General features: G+C 38.0%; 23 protein-coding genes and 1 pseudogene. 17 read left to right on the top strand and 7 right to left on the bottom strand.

Features of this window, described 5'->3' with window-relative positions:
- Positions 1-19 precede the first annotated feature (19 nt).
- Complete coding sequence (locus B554_RS0102070) at positions 20-385, top strand: hypothetical protein (RefSeq protein WP_004699161.1); 366 nt, start codon at positions 20-22, stop codon at positions 383-385.
- A 212-nt stretch (positions 386-597) separates the two neighbouring features.
- A complete protein-coding gene (locus tag B554_RS0102065; RefSeq protein ID WP_025465051.1) occupies positions 598-954 on the top strand; it encodes a hypothetical protein in 357 nt (118 codons plus the stop codon).
- 39 nt (positions 955-993) lie between these two features.
- Here the strand turns inward: B554_RS0102065 and B554_RS0102060 are convergent, their stop codons facing one another.
- Complete coding sequence (locus tag B554_RS0102060) at positions 994-1,479, bottom strand: DUF4442 domain-containing protein (protein WP_019456802.1); 486 nt, start codon at positions 1,477-1,479, stop codon at positions 994-996.
- Positions 1,480-1,596: 117 nt separating this feature from the next.
- Here B554_RS0102060 and B554_RS0102055 point away from each other — a divergent pair, with 117 nt between their 5' ends.
- The 5 genes from B554_RS0102055 to htpG all read left to right on the top strand — a co-directional run bounded on the left by B554_RS0102055 (position 1,597) and on the right by htpG (position 7,481).
- Positions 1,597-2,478 (top strand): alpha/beta fold hydrolase, encoded by an 882-nt coding sequence (locus tag B554_RS0102055; protein ID WP_081400274.1) that lies wholly within the window; start codon positions 1,597-1,599, stop codon positions 2,476-2,478.
- Between the two features lie 101 nt (positions 2,479-2,579).
- Complete coding sequence (locus tag B554_RS0102050) at positions 2,580-4,004, top strand: Na+/H+ antiporter family protein (RefSeq protein ID WP_019456800.1); 1,425 nt, start codon at positions 2,580-2,582, stop codon at positions 4,002-4,004.
- A 329-nt stretch (positions 4,005-4,333) separates the two neighbouring features.
- The gene (locus tag B554_RS0102045) at positions 4,334-4,924 is read left to right on the top strand and encodes an OmpW/AlkL family protein (protein ID WP_025465050.1); all 591 of its coding nucleotides are present in this window, start codon (positions 4,334-4,336) and stop codon (positions 4,922-4,924) included.
- Between the two features lie 181 nt (positions 4,925-5,105).
- On the top strand, positions 5,106-5,459 hold the full coding sequence (locus B554_RS0102040) for a lysozyme inhibitor LprI family protein (protein ID WP_004699150.1): 354 nt from the start codon (positions 5,106-5,108) through the stop codon (positions 5,457-5,459).
- A 102-nt stretch (positions 5,460-5,561) separates the two neighbouring features.
- Positions 5,562-7,481, top strand: coding sequence for a molecular chaperone HtpG (htpG, locus tag B554_RS0102035; protein WP_019456798.1), 1,920 nt, complete (start codon positions 5,562-5,564; stop codon positions 7,479-7,481).
- 84 nt (positions 7,482-7,565) lie between these two features.
- On the opposite strand, the gene B554_RS0102030 is transcribed toward htpG, so the two are convergent.
- From B554_RS0102030 to B554_RS0102020, 3 genes are all read right to left on the bottom strand, one after another.
- Positions 7,566-8,468, bottom strand: a complete 903-nt coding sequence (locus tag B554_RS0102030; RefSeq protein WP_019456797.1) for a hypothetical protein — start codon at positions 8,466-8,468, stop codon at positions 7,566-7,568.
- 122 nt (positions 8,469-8,590) lie between these two features.
- On the bottom strand, positions 8,591-9,730 hold the full coding sequence (locus B554_RS0102025) for a hypothetical protein (protein ID WP_004699144.1): 1,140 nt from the start codon (positions 9,728-9,730) through the stop codon (positions 8,591-8,593).
- A 351-nt stretch (positions 9,731-10,081) separates the two neighbouring features.
- Complete coding sequence (locus tag B554_RS0102020) at positions 10,082-10,792, bottom strand: DsbA family oxidoreductase (protein ID WP_019456796.1); 711 nt, start codon at positions 10,790-10,792, stop codon at positions 10,082-10,084.
- Between the two features lie 177 nt (positions 10,793-10,969).
- Here B554_RS0102020 and B554_RS0102015 point away from each other — a divergent pair, with 177 nt between their 5' ends.
- Complete coding sequence (locus tag B554_RS0102015) at positions 10,970-11,728, top strand: hypothetical protein (protein WP_019456795.1); 759 nt, start codon at positions 10,970-10,972, stop codon at positions 11,726-11,728.
- 21 nt (positions 11,729-11,749) lie between these two features.
- Here B554_RS0102015 and B554_RS0102010 read toward each other — a convergent pair whose 3' ends face one another.
- Positions 11,750-12,115: a MerR family transcriptional regulator gene (locus tag B554_RS0102010; protein WP_019456794.1), complete on the bottom strand. Its 366-nt coding sequence runs from the start codon at positions 12,113-12,115 to the stop codon at positions 11,750-11,752.
- 71 nt (positions 12,116-12,186) lie between these two features.
- Here B554_RS0102010 and B554_RS0102005 point away from each other — a divergent pair, with 71 nt between their 5' ends.
- A complete protein-coding gene (locus tag B554_RS0102005; RefSeq protein ID WP_019456793.1) occupies positions 12,187-12,834 on the top strand; it encodes an RBBP9/YdeN family alpha/beta hydrolase in 648 nt (215 codons plus the stop codon).
- Positions 12,835-13,073: 239 nt separating this feature from the next.
- Complete coding sequence (locus B554_RS0102000) at positions 13,074-13,565, top strand: hypothetical protein (protein ID WP_025465048.1); 492 nt, start codon at positions 13,074-13,076, stop codon at positions 13,563-13,565.
- Between the two features lie 47 nt (positions 13,566-13,612).
- Here the strand turns inward: B554_RS0102000 and fadA are convergent, their stop codons facing one another.
- Positions 13,613-14,785 carry an acetyl-CoA C-acyltransferase FadA gene (gene fadA / locus B554_RS0101995; RefSeq protein WP_019456791.1) on the bottom strand — a complete coding sequence of 391 codons (1,173 nt, stop codon included), beginning with the start codon at positions 14,783-14,785 and terminating at the stop codon, positions 13,613-13,615.
- Between the two features lie 12 nt (positions 14,786-14,797).
- Positions 14,798-16,951, bottom strand: a complete 2,154-nt coding sequence (fadB, locus tag B554_RS0101990) for a fatty acid oxidation complex subunit alpha FadB (protein WP_019456790.1) — start codon at positions 16,949-16,951, stop codon at positions 14,798-14,800.
- A gap of 475 nt (positions 16,952-17,426) precedes the next feature.
- Between fadB and B554_RS0101985 the strand changes: the two genes are divergently transcribed.
- The 7 genes and pseudogenes from B554_RS0101985 to B554_RS0101960 all read left to right on the top strand — a co-directional run bounded on the left by B554_RS0101985 (position 17,427) and on the right by B554_RS0101960 (position 24,377).
- Complete coding sequence (locus B554_RS0101985) at positions 17,427-18,431, top strand: hypothetical protein (RefSeq protein WP_019456789.1); 1,005 nt, start codon at positions 17,427-17,429, stop codon at positions 18,429-18,431.
- A 170-nt stretch (positions 18,432-18,601) separates the two neighbouring features.
- The gene (gene lpxO, locus B554_RS0101980) at positions 18,602-19,516 is read left to right on the top strand and encodes a lipid A hydroxylase LpxO (protein WP_019456788.1); all 915 of its coding nucleotides are present in this window, start codon (positions 18,602-18,604) and stop codon (positions 19,514-19,516) included.
- A gap of 81 nt (positions 19,517-19,597) precedes the next feature.
- A pseudogene (locus B554_RS18980) lies at positions 19,598-19,730 on the top strand (hypothetical protein).
- The gene (locus tag B554_RS0101975; protein ID WP_025465047.1) at positions 19,727-20,770 is read left to right on the top strand and encodes a DUF1311 domain-containing protein; all 1,044 of its coding nucleotides are present in this window, start codon (positions 19,727-19,729) and stop codon (positions 20,768-20,770) included. Before B554_RS18980 ends, B554_RS0101975 begins: the two are co-directional and overlap by 4 nt.
- A gap of 229 nt (positions 20,771-20,999) precedes the next feature.
- A complete protein-coding gene (locus tag B554_RS0101970; RefSeq protein WP_025465046.1) occupies positions 21,000-21,530 on the top strand; it encodes a peptidoglycan amidohydrolase family protein in 531 nt (176 codons plus the stop codon).
- Positions 21,531-21,662: 132 nt separating this feature from the next.
- Positions 21,663-23,462: an excinuclease ABC subunit UvrC gene (uvrC, locus tag B554_RS0101965; RefSeq protein ID WP_031944916.1), complete on the top strand. Its 1,800-nt coding sequence runs from the start codon at positions 21,663-21,665 to the stop codon at positions 23,460-23,462.
- Positions 23,463-23,582: 120 nt separating this feature from the next.
- Positions 23,583-24,377 (top strand): thioesterase family protein, encoded by a 795-nt coding sequence (locus B554_RS0101960; RefSeq protein ID WP_019456784.1) that lies wholly within the window; start codon positions 23,583-23,585, stop codon positions 24,375-24,377.
- Positions 24,378-24,446 lie beyond the last annotated feature (69 nt).

Below are 24,446 nucleotides of genomic sequence, written 5' to 3'. Positions count from 1 at the left end.
GAAAACTGGAGTAAATCGAATGAAAAAAATGATGATGATTGCAGGTGTGGGTTTAATGTCGAGTACTTTGTTTGTAGGTTGTCAAAACGCAAGTCCAGAAAGTAAGCGTATTGGTTCTGCTGCGATTGGTGGTGGTGCTGGTGGCGCAGTGGGTAAAAGCTTGGGTGGTAACCTTGGCGCAGGCTTAGGAGCTGCATTAGGTGCAGGTGTAGCTGCAAATGCAAAAGGTTCGAATAGTAAAACTACGCGTAATAGTGCAATTGGCGCAGGTGTAGGGGCACTTTTAGGTGGAGCAGTCATTGGTGGTGAGGCGGGTGCCGCCGCTGGTGGCGCACTTGGCGGTAGTGCTGGAGCTGCTTATGAGGAAAAAAAAGGGAAGTACTAAGTTAGGTTGATCGTATCTAAATTAGAAGCTTTTAAGTTTTTAAGGGCTTCTTTTTTTGCTTAATTTATGCGCGTTAAGATGAATTAATTATCGATTCTATAAGGCTTTTACAAAATATCAATCGTCCACAACAGTGTATTAACACAAACTCATAAAATTCCCCATAAAAGAAGATTATGCTTGGAATAGAGCACAATGGAGTGAGTATGGTCATGAAGAAAACAATTGGTTTAGTGTCTACTTTAGTATTATCTGCAGTTATGTTTACTGGCTGTCAAAATATGAGCCCATCTGATCAGCGTATTGGTGCTGCTGCATTAGGCGGTGCTGTGGGTGGTGGCGTAGGTAACCATGTAGGTGGTGGTCTAGGTGCGGGTGTTGGTGCAGCAGCAGGCGCTGGTGTGGGGGCAAATGCTAAAGGTAGTGATAGAAGTTCGACAACAAGCAGCGCAATTGGTGCTGGTATTGGCTCTGTCGTAGGTAAAGCAATTTTTGGTGGTGATACGGGCGCTGCAATTGGTGGTGCACTCGGCGGTGGTGCTGGCGCAGCCTATGAAGAGAAAAGATAGAATTTATTGACATAAAATAAGCGCTTTTGAGCGCTTATTTTATTGGTGGAAAGCTTTAGCTTTTTTGCGGCGGATGTAAAGAGTCTTTTGTACTTCAGCAATTCTTACTCCAGATTCATCAAAAATATTGAGATGATATGTTCTAAGAACTGGCGTATAGTTCTCGGCGAGTTCTCGAATCTGCTCAATCTCTGCTAAGTCGACTCGAATGTCGGCATAAACGGTACTTCGTCCAGGTGATAAAAAGTTAATTTCAGCTGCTTTATCCCAAACAATATATTTTGGTCCTAGATGGTGCATAAGAATAAGCATATAGAACGGGTCTACCATTGAATAAAGACTACCGCCAAAATGTGTTCCCACTAAATTTTGGTTTTTCCAGCTAAGGGGCATTTTTACCCGAACGTGGCAAAGTTCTAAATTCATGATTTCAATATGAATCCCTGCACCACGGTAGGGAGGATAATAATTAAATAAGAATTTAGAGATAGAAGGAATGTTCTGAAGTTTTTTTAAAATAGCCATAATAGTCAATTTTTTTTATTGCAACACTGGTCATACTAGATAAGTATCATCTTTTTTATAGTGATGGCAATGCTTTATCCGATTAACGACATGATCAATTGAAAAACAAAATAGGAAATGATTATGCAGCCAAAGATTTATACAGTAACAACAACTGATCAACAAACCCTATGTGCCAAGGCTTGGGGCGATGAGAAAAAGACCCCATTAGTTTTAGTCCATGGTTATCCTGATAATCAGGAAGTATGGGAATCGGTCATTGAATATTTAATTAATGATTTTTATATCGTTACTTATGATGTCCGTGGAGCGGGTTTGTCATCTATTCCTAAACGGATACGCGATTATCGTTTAGAGCGCTTATCTTTAGATTTACAAGAAGTCGTCGATGAAGTACTGCCAAATCGACAGTTCCATATGGCTGCACATGATTGGGGTTCGATTCAGTCTTGGGAGTCTGCAACTGAACCTAAATTTAAAGGCCGCTTGTTATCTTATACAACCATTTCTGGTCCTTGTTTAGATCACGCTGCGTTGTTCTTAAGAGATAAATTTAAAACGTCTCCTGCAAAGATCTTAAAAATTTTAACAAAATCATGGTATATCGGGGCATTCCATTTACCATTTGTCGCGCCAACAGTATGGTCTCTTTTTAGCCCAGAAAAGTGGGGTAAAATATTAAAAGACTTAGAGCGAAAAGATAATTTACCGTTAAATAATAATATTTCTGCTGATGGTAAATACGGGATTAATTTATATCGTGCTAATTTTATTCCTCGCTTAACAGCACCTCGTCAGCGTTATGCACAGTGTCCAGTTAAAGCAATTATTTTAAAATACGATACTTTTGTGAGCCCTGAATATATTACGGAAGCGATGCCAAAATGGGTTGAAAACTTTGAGTATGTTGAGCTTGAAGCAAACCATTGGGCTATTTTAAGTCAAGCTGAGAAAGTAGCAGCTCATATTCGTCAGTTTATTGAATCACAAAGCAAATAAGTGATTGTTTAATATACAAAACTGCTAATTTGGCGATATTTTCGGCTTCGTAGATGCGAATCTGATAGAATATCGCCTTTTGTTTTGTTCTGAATTTGTTGATGAATGCTGTTGTTGTGGCGATTGCTGTGATGTTTTTACTCTCACTAGCACGTGTTTCTGTCGTATTGACATTAGTGGTTTCTGCCATTGTTGGTGGTCTTGTCTCGGGTTTAAGTCTTTCTCAAACGGTTGATGCTTTTAATGCAGGCCTTGGTGATGGTGCTGAAGTTGCGCTCGCTTATGCCGTATTAGGTGCATTTGCACTTGCTCTTTCTAAATCGGGTTTACCTGACCTACTTGCCCATAAGCTGATTGGTTTATTAGGAATGGAAGCGGGGAAAAGCCGTGAAACCAAGGTAAAATATTTACTCTTAGGTATTCTACTTATTTCTGCGATTTTCTCTCAAAACCTGATTCCGGTTCATATCGCATTTATTCCTGTACTCGTACCGCCATTATTACGAGTCATGAATCACTTGAAACTAGACCGCCGCGCAGCAGCTTGTATTCTGACTTTGGGCTTGGTAGGTACCTATATTTTTCTGCCTGTTGGTTTTGGTGCGATTTTCCTTGAACAAATTTTGATGGGAAATATCAACAAAATCGGTGCTGCTTATGGTTTACATGTAGAACGAGGCATGATGCCAATTGGTATGGCAATTCCAGTTTTAGGTATGGTTTTAGGCACTTTAGTTGCGGTATTTATTAGTTACCGTAAACCAAGAATTTATGCTGATCGAGCTATTACTCCTGTAACCACAATTGATTTAGATAAACCTCTACGTGTAACGGTACAAGATGAAACAGCAGATCTAAAAGCAGATGCAGAAGAACTTAAACATGAAGCAGAACAAGCTCCTGTCATTGCGAAAAAAACAATTTTCATGGCTTTACTGGCGATAGGTCTCACTTTAGTTGCACAGCTTTATTCTGGCTCAATGATTTTAGGTGGTCTAGTCGGCTTCGCAATTTTGTCTACAGCAGGCATTTTTAAATGGCAAGATGCAGATGATGTGTTCGTACAAGGTATGCGAATGATGGCTCTAGTCGGCTTTATTATGATCTCTGCTGCGGGTTTTGCATCAGTCATGACGCATACGGGTGATATTAATCAACTGGTAAAAGGTGTGGTTGAAATTATTGGTGATAATCGTGCCCTTGCTGCTTTCTTAATGCTTTGTATTGGTTTGTTTGTCACGATTGGTATTGGTTCATCTTTCTCTAGTGTTCCTGTCTTGGCAGTGATTTACGTTCCTTTATGTGTACAGTTTGGTTTTTCACCATTAGCAACGATTGCATTGATAGGTACAGCTGCGGCTTTAGGTGATGCAGGCTCTCCAGCTTCCGATTCGACGCTAGGGCCTACAGCTGGTTTAGGTGTTGATGGGCAACATGACCATATTTGGGATACTGTTATTCCAACATTTATTCATTTTAATATCCCTCTACTCATTTTTGGCTGGATTGCAGCTATGATTTTATAATTTTTCATAATATATTAAATTTAAAGCCTTCTTAATAATTATCCAAAGGTGATCATTAAGAAGGCTTTTTTATGGAATAAATAAAACATGTATTCAAAATAAATTATATTAAAATGCTTGGAATTAAAAGTATATTAAAAAGGTTGGTTATATAAAATAATTCTGATTAATAAGGTTGGAATAAAAAACCAATTAAAATGGTTGGTTAATATATAATTTTATTTAAAACAGTTATTTAAAAATAAATATAAAAATAATTTTATAATAGGTGTTGCATCAATTTAAAATAAATGTTTATTATAAATATAAATAGGGTTGGAGATATTAAAGTGTTCAAAAAAGCGTTGGTTATTGCATTAATGGGGATGTCGTCATTTACTTTTGCTGGTAATTGGCAAGTAAAATTTGGTGGTAGTGTTATTGCTCCATCTGACGATACAACAACTCCTTTAGGCGTAGTAAAAGCTGATCATGAATATGCATTTACACCATCAGTTGAATACTTTTTTGGCGAATCTCCTTTTTCGGCTGAATTATTATTAGCAGCGCCCGTCAATCATGATGTTTTATTAGATGGTAAGAATGTCGCGCGTATTAAACAATTACCACCAACAATTACTGCAAAATATCATTTTAAAAACTCAACTCGTTTCACACCGTATATTGGTATAGGGGCGACAGCATTCATTCCTTGGGATGAGCAAGGCGTTGCTGTGAAAGTAAAAGAAGATTTTGGTATAGCTGGGCAAGTTGGTTTTAACTTTCAGCCTGCTGATGCGAAAAACTGGGGAGTATTTGTAGATGTTCGTTATGCAGATATTAGCCCCGAAGTAACAATTGATCCTTCAATTGCTAATTATAAGTTCGATTTAAATATTAACCCATTTGTTTATACTTTAGGTTATAGCTATAGATTTTAAGCATAATAATAAATAGAAAGAATATAATAACAAACCTAGACTCAGGCACCTCACATAGATTTTATGTGAGGTTTTTTATTTTTAATATCACTAAAAAAAGCATAAAACAGACAGTTTTCTACATATTCTTTCACCTTTTATTTTTAAACTATTTTTTATATATCTTTAAAGGAATAATCTCATGAATAGAAAATTTGCCATAGCTCTAGCACTTTTTAGTGGTATGGCTTTTGCCCATAATGTACAGGCTGCTAGTTTTTCGTGTAATGCTGCAAAAACTAAGACAGAACTGAGTATTTGTAAAAACCGCTCTTTAAATGATGCAGATGTGAAAATGGCAACAACCTATCAAATTGTTTTACATGCATTACCGATGGGAGGCAGAGATAATCAAAAAGATACTCAACAACAATGGTTGAAAAAAAGAAATGCCTGCGCTGCCAACGTTAGTTGTATTTCCAAAGCTTATCAGCAGAGACAACAACAGTTGGATTCTATCCTGCAAGATAGAGTGTTAAGCCATGGCCCATTTTAATTAAAGTAAAATTTTTTAATATTCAGGATTGAAAAATTCTAGAAATACTCCATTCATAAAGCATTCGAGAACAAACAGACTTCAAAATTTAAGGAGTGATTTATGAGTGAACAAGCATCACAAAATTATAGTTTCCAAGCAGAAGTAGCACAGCTTTTACATTTAGTGACGCATTCTCTCTATTCTAACCCTGAAATTTTCTTGCGTGAGCTGATCTCTAATGCATCTGATGCATGTGATAAGTTACGTTTTGAAGGAATCAATCATCCTGAATATTATGAAAATGATCCAGATTTACATGTACGAATCAGCTTAAATAAAGAAGATAAAACTTTAACGATCTCTGATAACGGTATTGGTTTAAGCCAACAAGAAGCAATTGATAACTTAGGTACCATTGCAAAATCTGGTACTAAAGACTTCATGTCAAAATTGACGGGTGACCAGAAAGCAGATGCTCAGTTGATTGGTCAGTTTGGTGTTGGTTTCTACTCAGGTTTTATTGTTGCCGATAAAATTACGGTTGAATCACGTCGTGCAGGCTCAGATGCATCTGAAGGTGTGCGTTGGATTAGTGGTGGTACTGGCGAGTTTGAAGTTCAGCAAATTGATAAAGCTTCACGTGGTACTGACATTATTCTTCACTTGCGTGATGACGCGCTTGATTATTTAGAATCTTATAAAGTTAAGCAGATTGTTAACAAATACTCTGACCACATTAGTTTGCCAATTGAAATGCAAAAAGAAGTTTGGCAAGAAGAGGAAGTCGCTGAGGGTGAAGAGCCTAAAGGTGGCCAAATGGTCAAAACTGACGAGTGGGAAGCGATTAACTCTGCAAGTGCTTTATGGACTCGTAACAAAAGTGAAGTGACAGATGAACAATATGTTGAGTTTTATAAAAACTTAACGCATGACTTTGATGCACCACTTGCTTGGGCGCATAACCGAGTTGAGGGTAGCACTGAATATACCCAATTACTTTATATTCCAAGCAAAGCTCCTCATGACATTTTTACACGTGAAGCAAAAGCGGGAATTAAGCTATATGTAAAACGTGTCTTCATTATGGATGATGCAGATAACTTAATTCCAAACTATTTACGCTTTGTACAAGGTGTGGTGGATAGTGCAGATTTACCGCTGAATGTGAGCCGTGAGTTATTGCAAGAAAGCCGTGACGTTAAAACAATTCGTGAAGGTAATGCACGCCGTGTATTGACTGTACTTGATGGTTTGGCTAAATCAGAAGATGAAAAAGACCAAGAAAAGTTCAAAGCGTTCTACACTGAGTTTGGCTCAGTACTTAAAGAAGGTTTGGGTGAAGACTTTGGTAATCGCGAACGTATTTTAAAATTATTACGTTATGCAACTTCAACAAATGATGAAGTCGTAACTTCTTTTGCAGACTATAAAGCGCGCATGAAAGAAGGTCAAAAAGCCATTTATTATGTGACTGCTGACAGCTTAGCTGCTGCTAAAAACTCACCACAGCTTGAGTTGTTTAAGAAAAAAGGCATTGAAGTATTGTTAATGGCAGAGCGTGTTGACGAATGGGCAATGAATTTTGTTCAAGAGTTTGACGGTACACCATTGAAGAATGTTTCTAAAGGCGCGGTTGATTTAGGTGACTTGCAAGATGCAGAAGAGAAAAAGGCACTTGAGCAAGCGGCTGAACAATTTAAGCCTGTGGTTGAAAAGCTAAGTGACTCATTGAAAGCCAAAACTAAAGAAGTACGTGTAACAACCCGTTTGGTCGACTCTCCAGCGTGTTTAGTAACAAGTGAAGGTGAATTATCACCGCAACTTATTCGTATGCTGAAACAAGCAGGTCAAGCTGTTCCTGAAATCAAGCCAATTTTAGAAATTAACCCTGAGCATCCTTTGGTGAAAAAACTTGAAGGTTCAGAACAGTTTGATGACTTGGCAAACGTGATTTTTGATCAGGCTGTGATTGCAGAAGGTGGTTTACCAGAAGACCCAGCTGCTTATGTGAAGCGTATTAATAGCCTATTGTTGAAATAATTTTTCGATATAAAAAAGCCTCTGAACTGTCAGGGGCTTTTTTGTGGATAAAGAAAGAGTTATCCACAACTAAATGATTTTTGGTTAAAAACTAGCTTCTAAATTCATTTGAACACTCAATTGATGCTTAGGATCATCATCAATATGGTTAAAAAAGTTAAGATCATTTTGCATAAAAATCCAATCTCGCCATATAGGTTGGCGCCATGAAATATAAGGCCCCCAGCTATTTACTCGAATGTCATTTTTAGCATATACGCCACCACTATAAACGCCGTAAGTGAGACGATTATCTTTTACAAACTCGTATTGCTGAAAAGTCCAATTACCCCAACTATAGTCTTCATTTTCACTTTTATTAATATTAAATTTACTAGCAAAAAGGGTATTGTCCTGCATTTTTTGCGTCAAGTTCAGTGTTGTTTCAGTGTAGTTCCTGCTGGTTGAGCCGTAGCGAAACACTTGCTCTGTATCTAAGCTCATATTATGTCTTAGATTCCATTTTTTCTTGGCAAGAAATTGGACGTAAACATCACTGTCTGAGTTTGAGCCTAAATCAAGATTATTTTCAAAAGGCATCCATGTTGAAATAGTATCCCAACTTGCAGTAAGTGGATTACTGACTGAAATACGAGGGGTCGAAGCTTTCTTCTTTTTCTTACCCAAGGTTTTATAAGGATCTTTATGCTGGCTTACACGATTCCATAACGTATCATTTCCAAATACGGCCATTAAGTCCTGAATCAGTGCGGCATCTGAATCATTATTTGTTTCTACTTCACAGGGCGAGTGGGTAGAAAAAGCTGAGAATCTTGGAGTTTTGATAAATAGCGTAGAAGAATGTAGAGATCGTCTTGTAGAGCGTGGATGCTTGAAAGAAGTAGAGAAAAGTTGCGTATGAGGAATTAAAACCAGCATACCTAAACTATAAATACAAAGTAAGGCTTTAGATTTATATTCAAATGAAAAAGAAGAGAATTGATTCATTTTTCTGAAAATCAGGAATCAAAAGTTAGCTCAGTATTGTAAGGGAAAAAGCTTAAATTTTTATTTAAAAGTATTTTATTTTTCACCACCTTGGATACAAGCTCCAAGGTGGTCCGTAGCAATTAGAACAGCGCTTCTAAACGCAAGAAAGTACTCACGAAATGATTCCGATCTTCACGGTGGTCATTAAAGTAATTGACGTCGCCTTGTACAAAGAACCATTCACGTAAAAGAGGTTGGCGCCATGAGACAAATGGCCCCCAACTATTTAAACGTAAATCGTTACTGTTGTAATAACCGCCGGTATAAATACCGTAGTTAAAACGGTTGTTTGCAAAGAAACTATGTTCACGGAAAAGTCGGTTCTCCCACGTTAAATCATCGTCTTGATCATCGGCATACGTTAAGCTGAACTGATTTGATAATATTGGTTGATTTGGACGAGCATGGGTGAGTTCTAGATTAGTACGTAAATAATTTTCGCTATGAATACCATATCGATAAATTTCTTCTGCATAAAATTTAAAATCATTACGTAATTGCCAATCTCTTGATGCTTTTAAACGGACATATACGTCGTCTCCAGAGCGTATACCCAAGTCGGCATCTGTTTCAAACGGCAGTTTTTTAGAGAAATTTGACCATCGTAACGCGATTGAACTATTGTCATCTCGTGTGCGTTTAGCATCAATTTTCTTGTTTGAATCTTGATTTGGATTCTGGTTGATATTGGCCGGACTGTTATTAAATTCATTATCTAATGAGTCATCACCAAATACTACGCTCAAACGTTTCTCTAGTGTAGGAAGCTTGATCTTACCGCGAATTCTGGGCTTGATTTCAAAGTTATCGTACTCATTCCAATAGTTATCAACCATGACACGAATCGTTGCTGTTGCTGGTTTTTGAGGGTCGACTTCACCAAACCAGTTGTCAATTTTTTCAGATGTATGATCGGCCCAATTGCGGATTTTCTTTTGCTTGCGATCAAACCAAGTCTGGTCTTCAGTTTGTTCCATGGGTGGAACAATAGGGTGATTGGACTGCTCAGGAAAAATCGTTGGAGTTGCATCAATCCACCTTGGAATTTGGTCTAAAAGATTTTCATCTTTATTCTCTTGAGTTTGAGCTCCAGATGGCAAACTCTCTACTTGCTGAGTTGACGAAGAATTTATTTCTGCATGAGCCATGCATACTGAACCAAATCCTAATGTTACAAGTGCAAAAAGCTGCCGATACGTAATAACGTGAAATGTTTTCATATCTATCTTTATGTTTTGTTGTTATTGTCACTTTTGTTGATTTTTCTAATAAAATCAAGAGGACGACACAAAAGTTAAGTAAATTTAACTTTTTTTACATATTTGAATTAAATGAAAAAGTTTAAGCTAGTAGCGAGAATTTTTAAGCAAAAAAAATCCCCCAAACTAGGGGGATTTTAGATCAGGGAAACTTCAAATTCCGATCATTAAACACATAAAAAACAGAACATTACAGCGCGAATATTCTAAGTGGCAATCATAAACGCATTTTAAACAATTGAATAGTTCTTTTTTTAGAACGCTCTATTGCTAAAACGGTGATAAAACATACGATTTGTTCACACTTTACAGTTAAGACTGTTTATTTTGTGGAATATCACATGTTTCATCATTACAAACAGCCGCATCATCTTGCTCGATTTCTTGAGTATTTGCCTTGAGCTGTGCTTGTTCTAACACTTGTAAAAAAACTTCACGAGGCTGTGCACCTGCAAGCGCAACTCTTTGATCAAATACAAAGAATGGTACGCCAGTTACGTTGAGTTGCTCGTGCGCAATTTTTTCGTCATGACGAACGAAATCAGCCAATTCATTTGTATCGAGTACATATTCAACTTCGGCATTATCAAGGCCAATACGAGAAGCAATTTCTTCTACCACTTCACGTTCACCAATCGCTAAACCTTCAGTCATATAAGCATGGAAAAAGGCTTCTTTTGCTTGGTTACCTAAGCCTTTACTTTGGGCTAGGTGAATAATGCGGTGAGCGTTAAAGCTATTGCCCGAGTTGGCTTTTTGCCATTGGAAGTCGATTCCTTCAGAAGCAGCCATGGCCGCAATGTTGCGCTCCATTTCTTCCATCTCTTCATAGGTACGGCCATATTTTTTCGCTAAACGCTCAGTATTTGAAGTGTCATGTGTTGCTGGCGCATTCGGATCTAACTCGAAACTATGCCAATGAATATCAAGTTCAATACCAGCTTCAGCCGCGACATGTTCAAGGCGTTTTTTGCCGATGTAACAGAAAGGACAAACTACATCAGACCAGACATCAACACGCATGGGAGAATCTCATAAATTTTAATTACCCATCATAATAGGGGTGATGTATCAGGATTTAAAGCATTGAATAGCGAATAGAGTGTTGCGTATTGTGAAATAAATGACATATAAAGAACGAAGAGCTCTATTTTATAACTATAAAGAGCAAAACTATAAGAATGGAAATAGGAGGTGTGTATGCGCCGAATTTTGATTGCAATTGCAGGTCTGGTGGTGATTGCAGGTATTGTCTTTTTTTCCTATCAACATATTAAACAGCAACAAGCTAAAGACAGTAGCGAAATGTTCGATGTCGTGATGAATGAAAAAATGAGTGAACTTTATGAACAGGCTCAAGATTGGTCTAAACCTGTACAACTCGATATTCATGATAAACGGCTTGCAGGACACTATAAGCAAGTCTCAGAGTTTCTTTTAAGTTATTGGGTTCAAAACGTAAATGCCCGCAATGAATATTTAAGAGAACTAAAAGCTGCAAAGTGGGATACTTTTTTAAATGTTGACCGTTTGGACCTTGATAAAAAACAAAAATATGCCGAAACAGAAAAGATGTTGGCTGATGTTCGGCAAGCTTCAGATAAATATCAATCTGAATATGAATCAATACATAAGACCTTTCTCGCTAAAATTCAGGAATTATCTGTTGATGCAGATACGAGACAACTTCTTGAAATGAAATTGGGAACTCAGCAAAAGGCTGATCAAGACCATACGATTTTTATGATTGAGCTACAAATTTTAGATGACGCAGAGGAAATGTTTAAACTTCTAAAAAACTATTCGTGGCAAAAGAAAGATCATATGATCCTTTTTCATGAAAATGCTCAAGTTAAAAAATTTAACGAGCTTTACCAGCATGTTTTAAAGCTTAATGCAAAAATTGAAAGTATTAAGAAAAAGAACGTGGCTGCTTTAGAAAATGAGCTAGAAGAATAATTGCAGCATGAGCATCAACTACTATGTATTGGTGCTCTCAGCTTTGCCTTTTATCAAGAAAGATTGTAATAAACTTTGAGAAGTTTGTAGTTTGTTTAACTGCTCAGAGACATGCATCAGTTCTGTTTGTAGCTTTTCTTGAACAATAGGGCAGAGCGTAAATACTCGTTCATCTAAATCAAAACACGGTAATAACACTTGGATATCTTTTAGCGTCATACCAGCATCATTTAATATTTTAATTTTCTTAATATTTTCAATGTCTTTTTGCGTATAACTGCGATAGTTATTACTTGCGCGATGCGGTTGTATTAGCCCTAAACTTTCATAATAATGCAGCATACGCGGACTAACTTTTGTAAGTTCGGCGACTTTAGCTAGGTTCATAAAATAGGCTTGACCTTAACAGTGGTGTCATAGTTTAGCATGCTTTTATCTTTCAAAATGGTACTTGTTCAATGATTAGAAAACTCATTTTATTGGTGTTATTCGGATTGATGTCATTTGTTGCAAATGCCAAAACACTGGAACTTCAGGAGAAGAACATGCGTCAAATATTTGTACTTCATGGTTATTCAGCTTCTATAAATGATCACTGGTTCTTGGATCTAAAACATCAAATAGAAGATGAACATACGGCTGTGACACTAATACCATTTCCAAATTCTGAGCATCCCGATGTAGATGCTTGGCAGAAGGTACTAGATGAACAGATTCCTAACGTTAATGAAAATACCTATTTTGTGGCACATAGTTTGGGTGTGATTACTTTGCTGCACTTTTTGCAAAGACATGATTATCAACATATTGGAGGAATGATTTTAGTATCTGGGTTCTCTGGGCCACTTTCAGACATTTCTCCACTCGATGCTTATATAGCAAAGAGCAAAGTCGACACCAATTACTTTAAGGCTATAAACAAAAAGCTGGTGTATTTGTCTGATACTGATGATTTGGTTCCACCAAAACTGACAGTTCAATTGGCTAAGGATATTGATGCGCCGTACATTACTGTTCCTAATGGTGGGCACTTCTTAGGTCGGGAAGGTTATACGACGTTTCCACAAGTCGTGAATTCTTTAAAAGAAATGTTAGAGAACGACTAAAAATTTATAAGATAAATCTCACTCTATAAATGATTATATTTAATTTATAGGGTGGTTTTTCTATTCGGCTTTCTATTAATAAAGTTCCTTACTATTACATTAAAAATTTTAATTATATTTACCGTTTATCTGAGCCTTACTGAATCAAAAAGCAGTTTGTTGTAGCCTATTTATAGAGACCTTTATTTGAATCTTCATCTTTTGATTGAAATAGGATGACTGATTTTTTGGAGCAAGTTATGAGCTTTTTAAAACAATCAGCTTTAATCGCTGCATTTGCTTTTATGGGTTTACCAACTGTTCAGGCAGAAGAGGTAACGACTTTACCCACTATTCGCGTTATGGCTGAATCTGAGCTACGTGACGAGGTGGGTTTTGTACCGTTTCAAGAAGATAAGAAGGTACGCCAAGCACTACAACACCATGAATATAAAATACATAACGATATACAGAATGCTTTAGTCCCTGAAGGGATGACGACCGTAGATTATCAGCCCGTTATGGCGCAGCCTGATTTGTCGCAACTTTCCCCATTCTTACAACAATATATTTTAGCAGTAGCGGGTGGAATCCAATCTTCTGACCCAACCAATGGTCTTTTTGAAATGTTAAGACCTTTGAACATTAATCGAGGTAATGTTGATGCTTATCGTAATGGTACGATGAAAGTAAACCTTAATGACCTCATAAATTTACAGCAGCAAATTCAAGACGGTTTAAAAGGGCGATAAAATAAAAATCCCCGCACTGAGCGGGGATTTTTTTATCTTGGTGTTAATTAAACACGTTCGATAATCGTTGCAATACCTTGACCAAGGCCGATACACATGGTCGCAAGACCAATTTGAGTATCTTGTTGCTCCATTACGTTCAACAACGTAGTGGTGATACGTGCACCAGAACAGCCTAGTGGGTGACCCAAAGCAATCGCACCACCATTTAAGTTAATGATGTCTTGCTTGTCATAAACGCCTAAGCCTTTCATTACTGACAAGCCTTGAGCAGCAAATGCTTCGTTTAATTCGATAGTTTGAATATCAGCCATCGTTAAACCAGCACGTTTAAGCGCTTTTTGAGTTGCTGGAACTGGACCGTAACCCATAATTGCTGCATCACAGCCTGCAACTGCCATAGAGCGAATGACAGCACGTGGTTTTAAACCTAATGCTTGAGCACGTTCAGCAGACATAAGCAACATTGCAGAAGCACCGTCAGAAAGAGCAGAAGATGTTGCTGCTGTTACTGAACCACCTTTAGGGTCAAATACAGGTTTTAATGCTTTGAATGCTTCAAGGTTTGCATCTGGACGAATCACTTCGTCGATGTCGCAAAGGATTTTAAAGCCATTTGCATCGTGTCCTTCAACACCAACGATTTCGTTTTTGAAACGACCTTCTTGAGTTGCAGCCCAAGCACGGCGGTGAGATTCAACACCGAACGCATCTTGCTCTTCACGAGTAATGCCGTTCATGCGACCTAACATTTCAGCAGTTAAGCCCATCATGTTAGATGCTTTCGCATAGTGTTTAGATGCTTCTGGGTTAAGGTCGATGCCGTGCATCATACCTACGTGGCCCATATGCTCTACACCACCAATAATGAAGATGTCACCTTGGTTAGTCGCAATTTGTGCTGCCGCTGTATGGATTGCCTGCATAGACGAACCACAAAGACGGTTCACTGTTTGACCAGCAACAGTTTTAGGCAAGTCAGCCAATAAACCGATGTTACGGCCAATGTTCATACCTTGTTCTAGAGTTTGGTTTACACAGCCCCAGATCAGATCTTCAACTTCATTTACATCAAACTGGTTACGGGCAACGAGCGCACGTACAAGTTCAGCAGATAAACTGTCGGCACGTACATTACGGAACATACCGTTTTTAGATTTGCCCATGGCAGAACGAACGCCATCAACAATCACAACGTCACGTGGATTTAAAGTAGCCATTCACGTCGCTCCTTAACCGTAGAATTTTTTGTTGTTAGCAGCCATGTCGCGCAACATTTGCGGCGCTTCATAAGCCTTACCTAAGTGTGCATATTTGTCGCAAAGCGCAACGTATTCAGCAACACCTGTTTGGTCGATGTAACGGCATGGACCACCACGGAATGGAGGGAAACCTACACCCATAATCATTGCCATGTCTGCTTCAGCGGCAGTTGCAACGATATTGTCTTCTAAGCAACGAACTGTTTCGTTACAGAAAGCAAGCATCATACGGTCAATGATTTCTTGGTTATCAAACTCACGTTTTTCACCAGTCACGAAAGGAGCAATGATTTCATATGCTGTAGGATCAACAGTTTTTGCTTTCTTGCCTTTCTTGTCGAGTACGTACTTGTAGAAACCAACGTCATTCTTTTGACCAAGACGTTTAGCTTCGTACATTGCTTGAATTGAACCTTTGTAGTCTGGCTTCATACGGTCTGGGAAACCTTCTGCCATGACTTCTGCACCATGTACACCTGTGTCGATACCAACAACGTCGATGAGGTAAGCAGGACCCATTGGCCAGCCAAACTTAGACATTACATTGTCAACTTGTTGGAAGTCTGCGCCGTCTTTTACAAGAAGGTCAAACGCACCAAAGTAAGGGAACAATACACGGTTAACCAAGAACCCTGGGCAGTCGTTTACAACGATTGGTGTTTTACCCATTTTTTGAGCAAGCACTACAGTCGTTGCAATCGCTTCTTCAGAAGTTTTTTCACCACGAATAACTTCTACAAGCGGCATCATGTGAACTGGGTTGAAGAAGTGCATACCAACGAAGTTTTCAGGACGTTGTAATGCTTTCGCTAAACGTGTGATTGAAATCGTAGACGTATTAGAAGCAATGATCGTATTTTCACGAACATTCTTTTCAGTATCCGCAAGTACCATTTCTTTAACTTTTGGATTTTCTGTAACTGCTTCGATTACGATATCAACTTCTTTAAACTCGTCGTAGCTTAAAGTAGGGCGGATACGTGCAAGAGTTTCACCCATTTGCGCAGGTTTCATTTTCTTACGTTCAACTTGTTTAGTTAACAAGTTGTTTGCTTCTGACATACCTAATGCAAGTTGTGGGTTACCAATATCTTTCATGATAATTGGTGTGCCTTTGCTTGCAGCTTGGTAAGCAATACCACCACCCATAATACCAGCGCCAAGTACAGCTGCTTGGTTTACAGGGTGTGCACCTTTTTCATGTTTTTTAGCAGTTTTCTTAACAACTTGGTCATTGAGGAATAAGCCAATCAATGCACCAGCTTGTGGGGTAATTGCTGCTTTCGCAAAGCCTTCAGCTTCAACTTTTAACGCTTCATCACGTGCAAGGCTTGCACCTGCTTGTAATGAATCAAGTAATAGTTTTGGAGCAGGGTATTGAGCAGGGTTTGCTTTAGCAAGTACTGCACCTTTTGCTGTGTTGAACGCCATCATTTGTTCAAGCGGGTTCAATTTTACAGCATCAAGTTTCTCTTGGCGTTTTGCTTTCCAGTTTAAACGACCAGAAATTGCTTGTTTAACCAGGTCAGTTGCAGCATCAAGTAATTTATCAGCAGCTACTACAGCATCAACAGCACCATCTTTAAGTGCAGCAGCCGGTTTTTTAGGAACAGCCATTGCCATCCATTCAACTGCGTTATCGATACCGATAACACGGCTTAAACGAACGCTACCACCGAAACCAGGATAAATACCGAGTTTGATTTCAGGTAAGCCCACTTGTGCAGCTTCTGACATCACACGATAGTCACATACTAAGCACATTTCAAAACCGCCACCTAAAGCCATGCCATTAATAGCAGCAACTTTTGGAAGGTCTAAATCTTCAAAGCTATTGAAGATTTCGTGAACAGGCATAAGCCAGTCAACAATCGCTTTTTCGCCTTGTGCAAAGTTTTCACCAAATTCAGTAATGTCTGCACCAACGATAAATGTTGATTTGCCTGAGGTAACAACTAAGCCTTTAATATCGTTATTGGCTTTTACCGCAGCAATAGCAGCTTGGAAATCTTCAATTGTTGCACGGTTAAATTTATTGACCGACTCACCTTGTAAGTCAAAGCGGAATTCTGCAATTCCGTCCGCAAGCATTTGGACGGTAATGGCATTGCCAGCGTGGATCATGCCTGATCTCCTTAGTTTTGGAGGATTTCTAAGTTGATGTTATGAAGCGTGTGTACAGCTCCGGTACACATTTATGCTTCGCTAATCTTACGATAACTATATCTAAAAAGAAGCCAACAAGTTGTATCAAGCCGTGACGCAAGGGTCATCAATTATCTGCAAATAATTTTTTTTAATTTATTTATATGAAAAATATGTTTTTTTATAGGGAGCAATAACTTGATAAGCAAGGGTGAAGGGCCCATAAGAGAATGTAATAAATGATGAAATGAATGATAAAAGAGCAATGAAATAAGAGAGTTTTCTATGGGAAAAATGCATGTAAGAAAAAATAATAAACACTATTAAATAACTCAATTTTTTGAACTGCTAATGAAAATTAAGATACTTTGTGAATTATTAGACAGAAATGGTTGTCTATTTTTTTATCTTTGGATAAACTTTGTGTTATAAAAATGTTAGACAAAGTAATATTATGTTAAAAAATAAGTTTATGATTTTAGCCATCTTACCAATGATGTTGAGTGCGTGTGGCGGTGGTGGTTCTAGTGATAATAATTCCGTAAATAACGATCAAAGTAGTGCATCACAAGATTCTACAGCGAATGGAAGTCGTTATTATTTTATGGATTACAATGCGAATGAAACAGATGAGTTAAATATTTCTTATTTTGAAATATTCAATAAAAAATCAACAGATGGATCCTCTAATCAAGCTTTAGGTGAGTATTTGCTTACAGAGAAAAAACTCTATTTGCCAACTGATAGAGCGATTAATGTGATGAATATTAATTCGCTAACGGATTGGACACTGGATCTTATTGGTGATGTGAAAGAGGATTGGAAACTTCAGAGAGTTAATCTGTCTGGTCAGAATATGTTTGACGCTGTTTTACCAGGTTATCGAGTAGTAGGCTTTCCAGTAAATGATGCAAGTACGACTAATGGGCGTATATTTCTTAATACTTATGGACAGAATAAATTTCCTGAAGGAAGTAGTTGCTACCGTTTAATTTCAAAAAAATCTAATCAAGAGTCGTTTGCATTTAATGTCGGTCAAGATTATGAACTTAACCAAAGTTTTGATGAGTTCGATGCTGAAAATGCTCCATATCTTAATCGTTTGAATCAAACAAATCCATTTGGCTTTACTTATAAAGCAGTTAAGGGAACATGGCAAAATGTTTCATGGACAACAATTTATAATACTAGTTTAGGTTTTGCTGCAAACGATAGTGTGGCGGTGCAATATCAAGGTAAGCCATATACAGCAAATTATACAAGTAACATTGCTTGGACGGCTGATCAAGAAGTTAAGCATTGGGAAACATACTTAAAAAATACCAATGATTCTGACAGTATTCGTTTAGCTCAGTTAAGAATTGCACAATTGAAAACTGGCTGTTATGCCTACAATGAAACCGCTGCAAGAGCACTTGTTTCTCTAAATGCGTTAAATTGGAAACCCTATCAAAACTAATTTAAAGCCTGAGTTTAAGAAATCTCAAGAATAAATATTCTTGAGATTTCTTTTTGCTAAAAATAATAGTTAATCATATGACTCTGAATTTTCTTCGAGAGTTTGTTATTATTTCTCCGATTTTAAATTTCTTCGAAGTATTTTAAAGATGCTTAAATGCGAGTAACTATATGATTAAGTGGATCGTATTAGCGATTTTTGTAATATCTGCATTGTATATCCAACATCGCGGCAAAGTGCGTCACTCGTTTTATCGTCAATTTTTTGACCATTCAACCTTGCTCGCACCGATTAACTTTTTAATGTACATCTTTTCAAAGGTACCGAATCAGCCTTATATCGATACTCAACACTTCAAAGATTTAAAAGTGTTAGATGAAAATTGGGAAATGATTCGAGACGAAGCGAAAGCTTTATATGACCAAGGTGGGATTAAAGCATCAAGTACCTACAATGACTTAGGTTTCAACTCGTTCTTTAAAACAGGATGGAAACGTTTTTACCTGAAATGGTATGAGTCAAGCCATCCTTCGGCTGCTGAGCTTTGTCCGAAAACCACTGCTTTACTGAAAACATTACCAACGATTAAAGCGGCAATGTTTACCGAACTTGCTCCTGACAGCCGTTTGGTTAGACACCGTGACCCGTATGCAGGTTCACTTCGTTATCACTTGGGTTTAATTACACCAAATGATGATCGTTGTTTCATTGATGTCGATGGTGAAAGATACTCTTGGCGTGACGGTCAAAGCGTTGTGTTTGATGAAACTTATATTCACTATGCTGAAAATAAGACTGATCAAAACCGTATCATTTTCTTTGCAGACGTTGAGCGTCCGATGAAAGTGAAATGGATGGAACGTTTTAATCACTGGTTTGGTCGTAGCGTGATGACTGCGGCAAGTTCGCCGAATGAAACAGGTGATCAAACGGGCGGTTTAAATAAAGCATTTGGCTATGTGTATCAAATTCGTATTAAAGCCAAAGCATTAAAAGCGAAAAACCGTAAGTTATATTACTTCTTGAAATGGTTCCTCATGCTTGGGATTTTCTTCCTGATTTTTGTGCGACCATATGTATTTTAATTAAAACGCCCGAAAGGGCGTTTTTTTATTGTGATTATTTAAATAGTTTAGATTTATTTTTATGCATTTAAAACGCTGATTATTAGCGTAGGGAGTATTTTGTTTAAAATTTTAGGTGAATTTTATATTAATTATTGGGATGATAATGCAGCTGGTAAATATATACCTTTCTTGTACTTAATAAATTTTAAAAATTTGCGTGGAATATAAATGAATACGGTGATGAAACAAGCTTTAGTAATAACTACATTTAGTGCAGCAGTAATATTAACTGGATGTGGTAAATCTAAGCCAGAGCCAAAATCAAAAACAGAAAAAGTTGAGGCAATTTCGGATTGGAGCTGTACGCACCCTGACAATTTAAATCAGATTCAAACCTCTTTGAAAAAAGAATATTTGAAGCAAATCGAACGTAGCTTAAGACAAAGTCAATATCAGGTTGATGCTGATATTCTTAATAAAATTAATCAAGGTTTGAAGTTTGAAATTAAAAATATTCGCACTTTACCGTTAGAAGATGAAAGTCAAAAAAATACACAACTCAGCTGTGAAAGCCAGTTAGTTGTTTCATTTCCTAAAGGTTTACAAAAACGTGCGGAAAAAGCATATGTTGAAGAACTGCGACACTCTAATGGAGAATCGCAAACGCTGAATGACTATTTTTCGGATAATGAATCATCTTTGACTCTTGAAAATGATCAATTGAAAGGTGAATTTTTCTATAACATCACAAAAACAGATAAAGAGGGGTTGGTGTTTGATTTACCAAGTCAAAACACTGTGATTGAAGGATTGGTTTTTGTTGCCACTAAAGCTGTGCAATATGCGGCTTATGTTAAAGAGAATGAGTTGATTGACGAGAATATTGAAGAAAATCGACAAATGTCTGAACAAAATAATGAAGAGCAGACTGCTTTGGCTCAGGAAGCCATGGATGTTCGTAAAAAAGAATTGGATAGCGATAAAGCGAAGCAAGTGGAACGTTTAAATCTGACTTGGGATAAATTGGGTGCCGATAAAAAAACTCAATTTAAACAAGATCAATCGGATTGGTTTAAAAAACGTGATGTTGAATGTAAAGTACTGGCACAAAAAAGTGTGGAAGAAATTCCTGAAAAGGACTTAGAAACTTACCAAAAGCAATCAGATTATTGGACTGCTGATATGCGTAAGCAAAATCAAGAGATGCAATATACTCAGTGCTTTATTCAAAAAACTGCAGAGCGTACGGTTTATTTAAATAATTTAAACTAATCTGAAACTCTCTATAAGTGCTTGGTCAATCGTGTTGAAATAGATGGGATTGACCAATCTTTAGTAAGCTCGAAAGGGATTTTTTTTATAGAATAAATTCGATAAATTGTTTTTGTGACCAATTTCACAGTGCTGGCAATTTGTTACAACTATTAAAAGCCAACGCATAATTTTGATTCTACAATTGCTCCGTTTTTTCGAAGACTGGTTAGCGGAAGTAGGTTTCAAAATGGCTCATGCTCATCACGTAGCTCATGCACATATTCACCACATTAAATTGAGAAAAGAAGAAAGTTCTCAGGGTGACTTAAAAACGAAAGCGATGTTAAACAAAGCTTCTGCTGAGACTAAAAAGCATAGCCGATCGGCTTCTAAAAGACATAAAGTAGAAGACCAAAATATCGATCTGCATAAATTCTCAAGCAAACTTGAAAGTATGTCTGCAAGGCATAGTAAAGAAAAATGTGCCAAGAATATCCGTATTGCTTTACAAGCGGCTGGCGCAGACGTTTCAAAGCATCCAGTGGCTGCATCTGACTGGGGACATACTCTAGAAAAGAACGGCTATAAGAAAATCAAACCAGCATTCAACCGTCCTCAAGAAGGCGATATTTATATTATTGAACGTACCAGTGGTCATACCTACGGACATATTGCTGGCTATACGGGCAATGGCTGGTTCTCAGATTTTCGTCAAAAAACCTATGCGGTGTATAAAGAAAAAGACGTGAAGTACAGTTACTATCGTCTCGATTCTTAAGACCTACGACACACTTTGTCGGACTACTTTGTCATCCCTTGTCTAATTTGGGTTCTGGCACAGTAAAGCACTTGAAAAGTAAGGATGAAAACATCACATTAGGTATTCAGTATTAAGCCATGCATGCCAATAGTGAATCAAAACGCTCGTCCCCATATTGAAAAAATTTTAGCCCATATGACCCAACTTCCAGGCGTTTATAAAATGCTAGGGAAAGAGGGCGAATTGTTATATGTCGGTAAAGCAAAAAACCTAAAAAATCGGGTGTCGAGTTACTTTGTTAAAACCATTGAGCATCCGAAAACTCAAGCTTTAGTTGCCAGAATTTATGATATTGAAACGCTCGTCACGCGTTCAGAAACAGAAGCGCTGCTTTTAGAACAAAACCTAATTAAACAACATCGTCCGCCATATAACATCATGCTGCGAGACGACAAATCATATGTCTATATTTTTGTTTCCGCAGATAAGCCGTATCCGCGAATTGCTAGTGGACGTGGCAAAGGTAAGCATCAAATCGGGAAGTTCTTTGGCCCGTATCCAAGCGCTTATAGTGCGCGAGATACCTTGCTGGTTTTACAAAAACTTTTTAATGTTCGTCAGTGTGAAAACAGTTACTTCTCACAGCGCAAACGTCCATGTTTGCAATATCAAATCAAACGCTGTTCGGCCCCATGTGTAGGCTTGGTTTCACCAGAAGATTATAAAGAAGATGTAAATAACAGTATTCGGTTCTTACAAGGTGATACCAAAGAATTAAACCAAGAGCTAATTACGAAAATGGAGCAAGCAGCGGCGGATCTTGAATTTGAAAAAGCTGTTTTCTATCGAGATCGATTGTCTTTGCTTCGTGAAGTACAAGCGCAACAAGCTGTTTTCAAAGTGAAAGGTGAAGCTGACATTTTGGCAATTGCTTATCAGGCTGGTGTGACATGTGTGCAGATTATGCATGTGCGTAATGGACGTATGCTAGGCGGTAAAAGTTATTTCCCTGATATGTTGGGTGATGACCTCGGACAAATGCTAAGTGACTTTATGGCAAACTTTTATTTTCAGGTTGCCGATGAAGTACCAAGTGAACTGATTGTAAATACTGCTTTGTCTGACCATAAAGAGCTGGAAGAAGCCTTAGCACAGCAGTTTGGAAAGAAAGTCCAGATTAAGAGCAATGTGCGAGAAACACGTGCTGAATGGTTAGAGCTTGCTGAAATGAACGTTCAGCATGCAATTAAAGGTCAGTTGAGTAACCACTTAGAACTCAATGAGCGTTTCCACCAGCTTGAGCAGGTGGTTGGCCGTCCAATTGATCGTATCGAATGTTTTGATATTAGTCATACCATGGGCGAAGCACCGATCGCATCATGCGTGGTGTTTGACCAAGGCGGTGCGCGTAAACGGGACTACCGACAATTTGCCATTCAAGATATTACTGCGGGCGATGATTATGCTGCAATGCGACAAGCTTTAACGCGTCGCTATAAAAAGGCGATGCTGCCTGACTTGCTTTTAATTGATGGTGGTAAAGGCCAACTTCATATGGCAATGGAAGTTATGCAAGAACTTGGACTTGAGGCTTTCATGATTGGTGTATCAAAAGGTGAAGGGCGTAAACCGGGACTTGAAACGCTTCATTTTACTGACGGCACAAAAATTCAGTTACCTGAAGATCATAAAGCCCTACATTTGATTCAACAGGTCCGTGATGAAGCTCACCGTTTTGCGATTACCAAACACCGAGCTAAACGTGATAAACGCCGTAGTACCTCAGTTTTAGAAGCAATTCCGGGCTTAGGACCTAAACGCCGTCGAGATTTATTAACACATTTTGGTGGGATTCAAGGCGTGTTAAAAGCATCTGAAAAAGAACTGACAGTCGTGCCGGGCTTAGGTGAAGTGATGGCAAGAACGATTTATAAAATTTTGCATGAGTAGCCACGTATTTAAAATTTGAGTGACAAAAGCGCTCGTAAATTAATAGCTGAATGACCATTCACATGATGGTCAAAATAATGAAAGATACTTCCTAATCACGCACATGACTTAGGGATATGCATGTCATTATTACAACTATTTGAAGATGTAAAACAAAATGAATGGATTGATATACCTGCAGGATGGTTACAGGGCCGTACGGTTTTTGGGGGCCTTGTTGCTGGGCTATTAATGCAAAAAGCATGCTCCCATATTCAAGATTCAAATAAAAGATTATTAAGTTGTAGTGTTACTTTTGTGGGGCCTGTACAGCAAGGTTCTGCCCGATTGACTATTGAAGTTTTAAGAGAGGGGAAGTCAGTCACTACGCTTGAGGCACGTTTATGGCAAGATGACGCAGTGCAAACCATTTTGGTTGCAAGTTTTGGGGCATCTCGCGTATCGAGTATTGAGGTTAAACAAGAACCCGTTGCTCCTGCGTATGTACAACCTGAAAATTTATCTGTCATTCCTTTTGGTCAGCATATGCCTGAATGCTTTCAGCACTTTGAAGTGTGTTGGGCTGAGGGTAATTATCCGGTGACAGCAAGTGAGCATCCAGACTTTGGTGGTTGGTCAAGGTTCTCACCAGAGCAACATGAAAATCGTCAACTAACATTGCCTGATTTGATTGTTCTCATGGACATTTGGCCGCCGGGTGTATTGCCAATGTTTAAGCAAGTTGCACCTGCAAGTTCTTTAACGTGGCACATTACGTATGTGAACCCAGTCCAGCATCAATTGTGTGACTGGTTTAAATATAAAGTCGTCACAGAATATGCAAGTGAAGGTTACTCGACAGAATATGCATATCTTTGGGATCAAAGTGATCATTTAATTGCAATTCTGAGGCAAACTGTTACGGTATTTACCTAAGCAATCTACTTTCTCGATTCACATATTTCGTATAAAGTGGCTGTTACAGATAGATACAATATTGAAGTA

Origin of the sequence: Acinetobacter sp. GG2 (genome assembly GCF_000292385.1) — a bacterium.
Taxonomy (GTDB): domain Bacteria; phylum Pseudomonadota; class Gammaproteobacteria; order Pseudomonadales; family Moraxellaceae; genus Acinetobacter; species Acinetobacter seifertii.
Note: the sequence above shows the minus strand (reverse complement) of the source record. Positions and strands in the feature narration are given on the sequence as shown.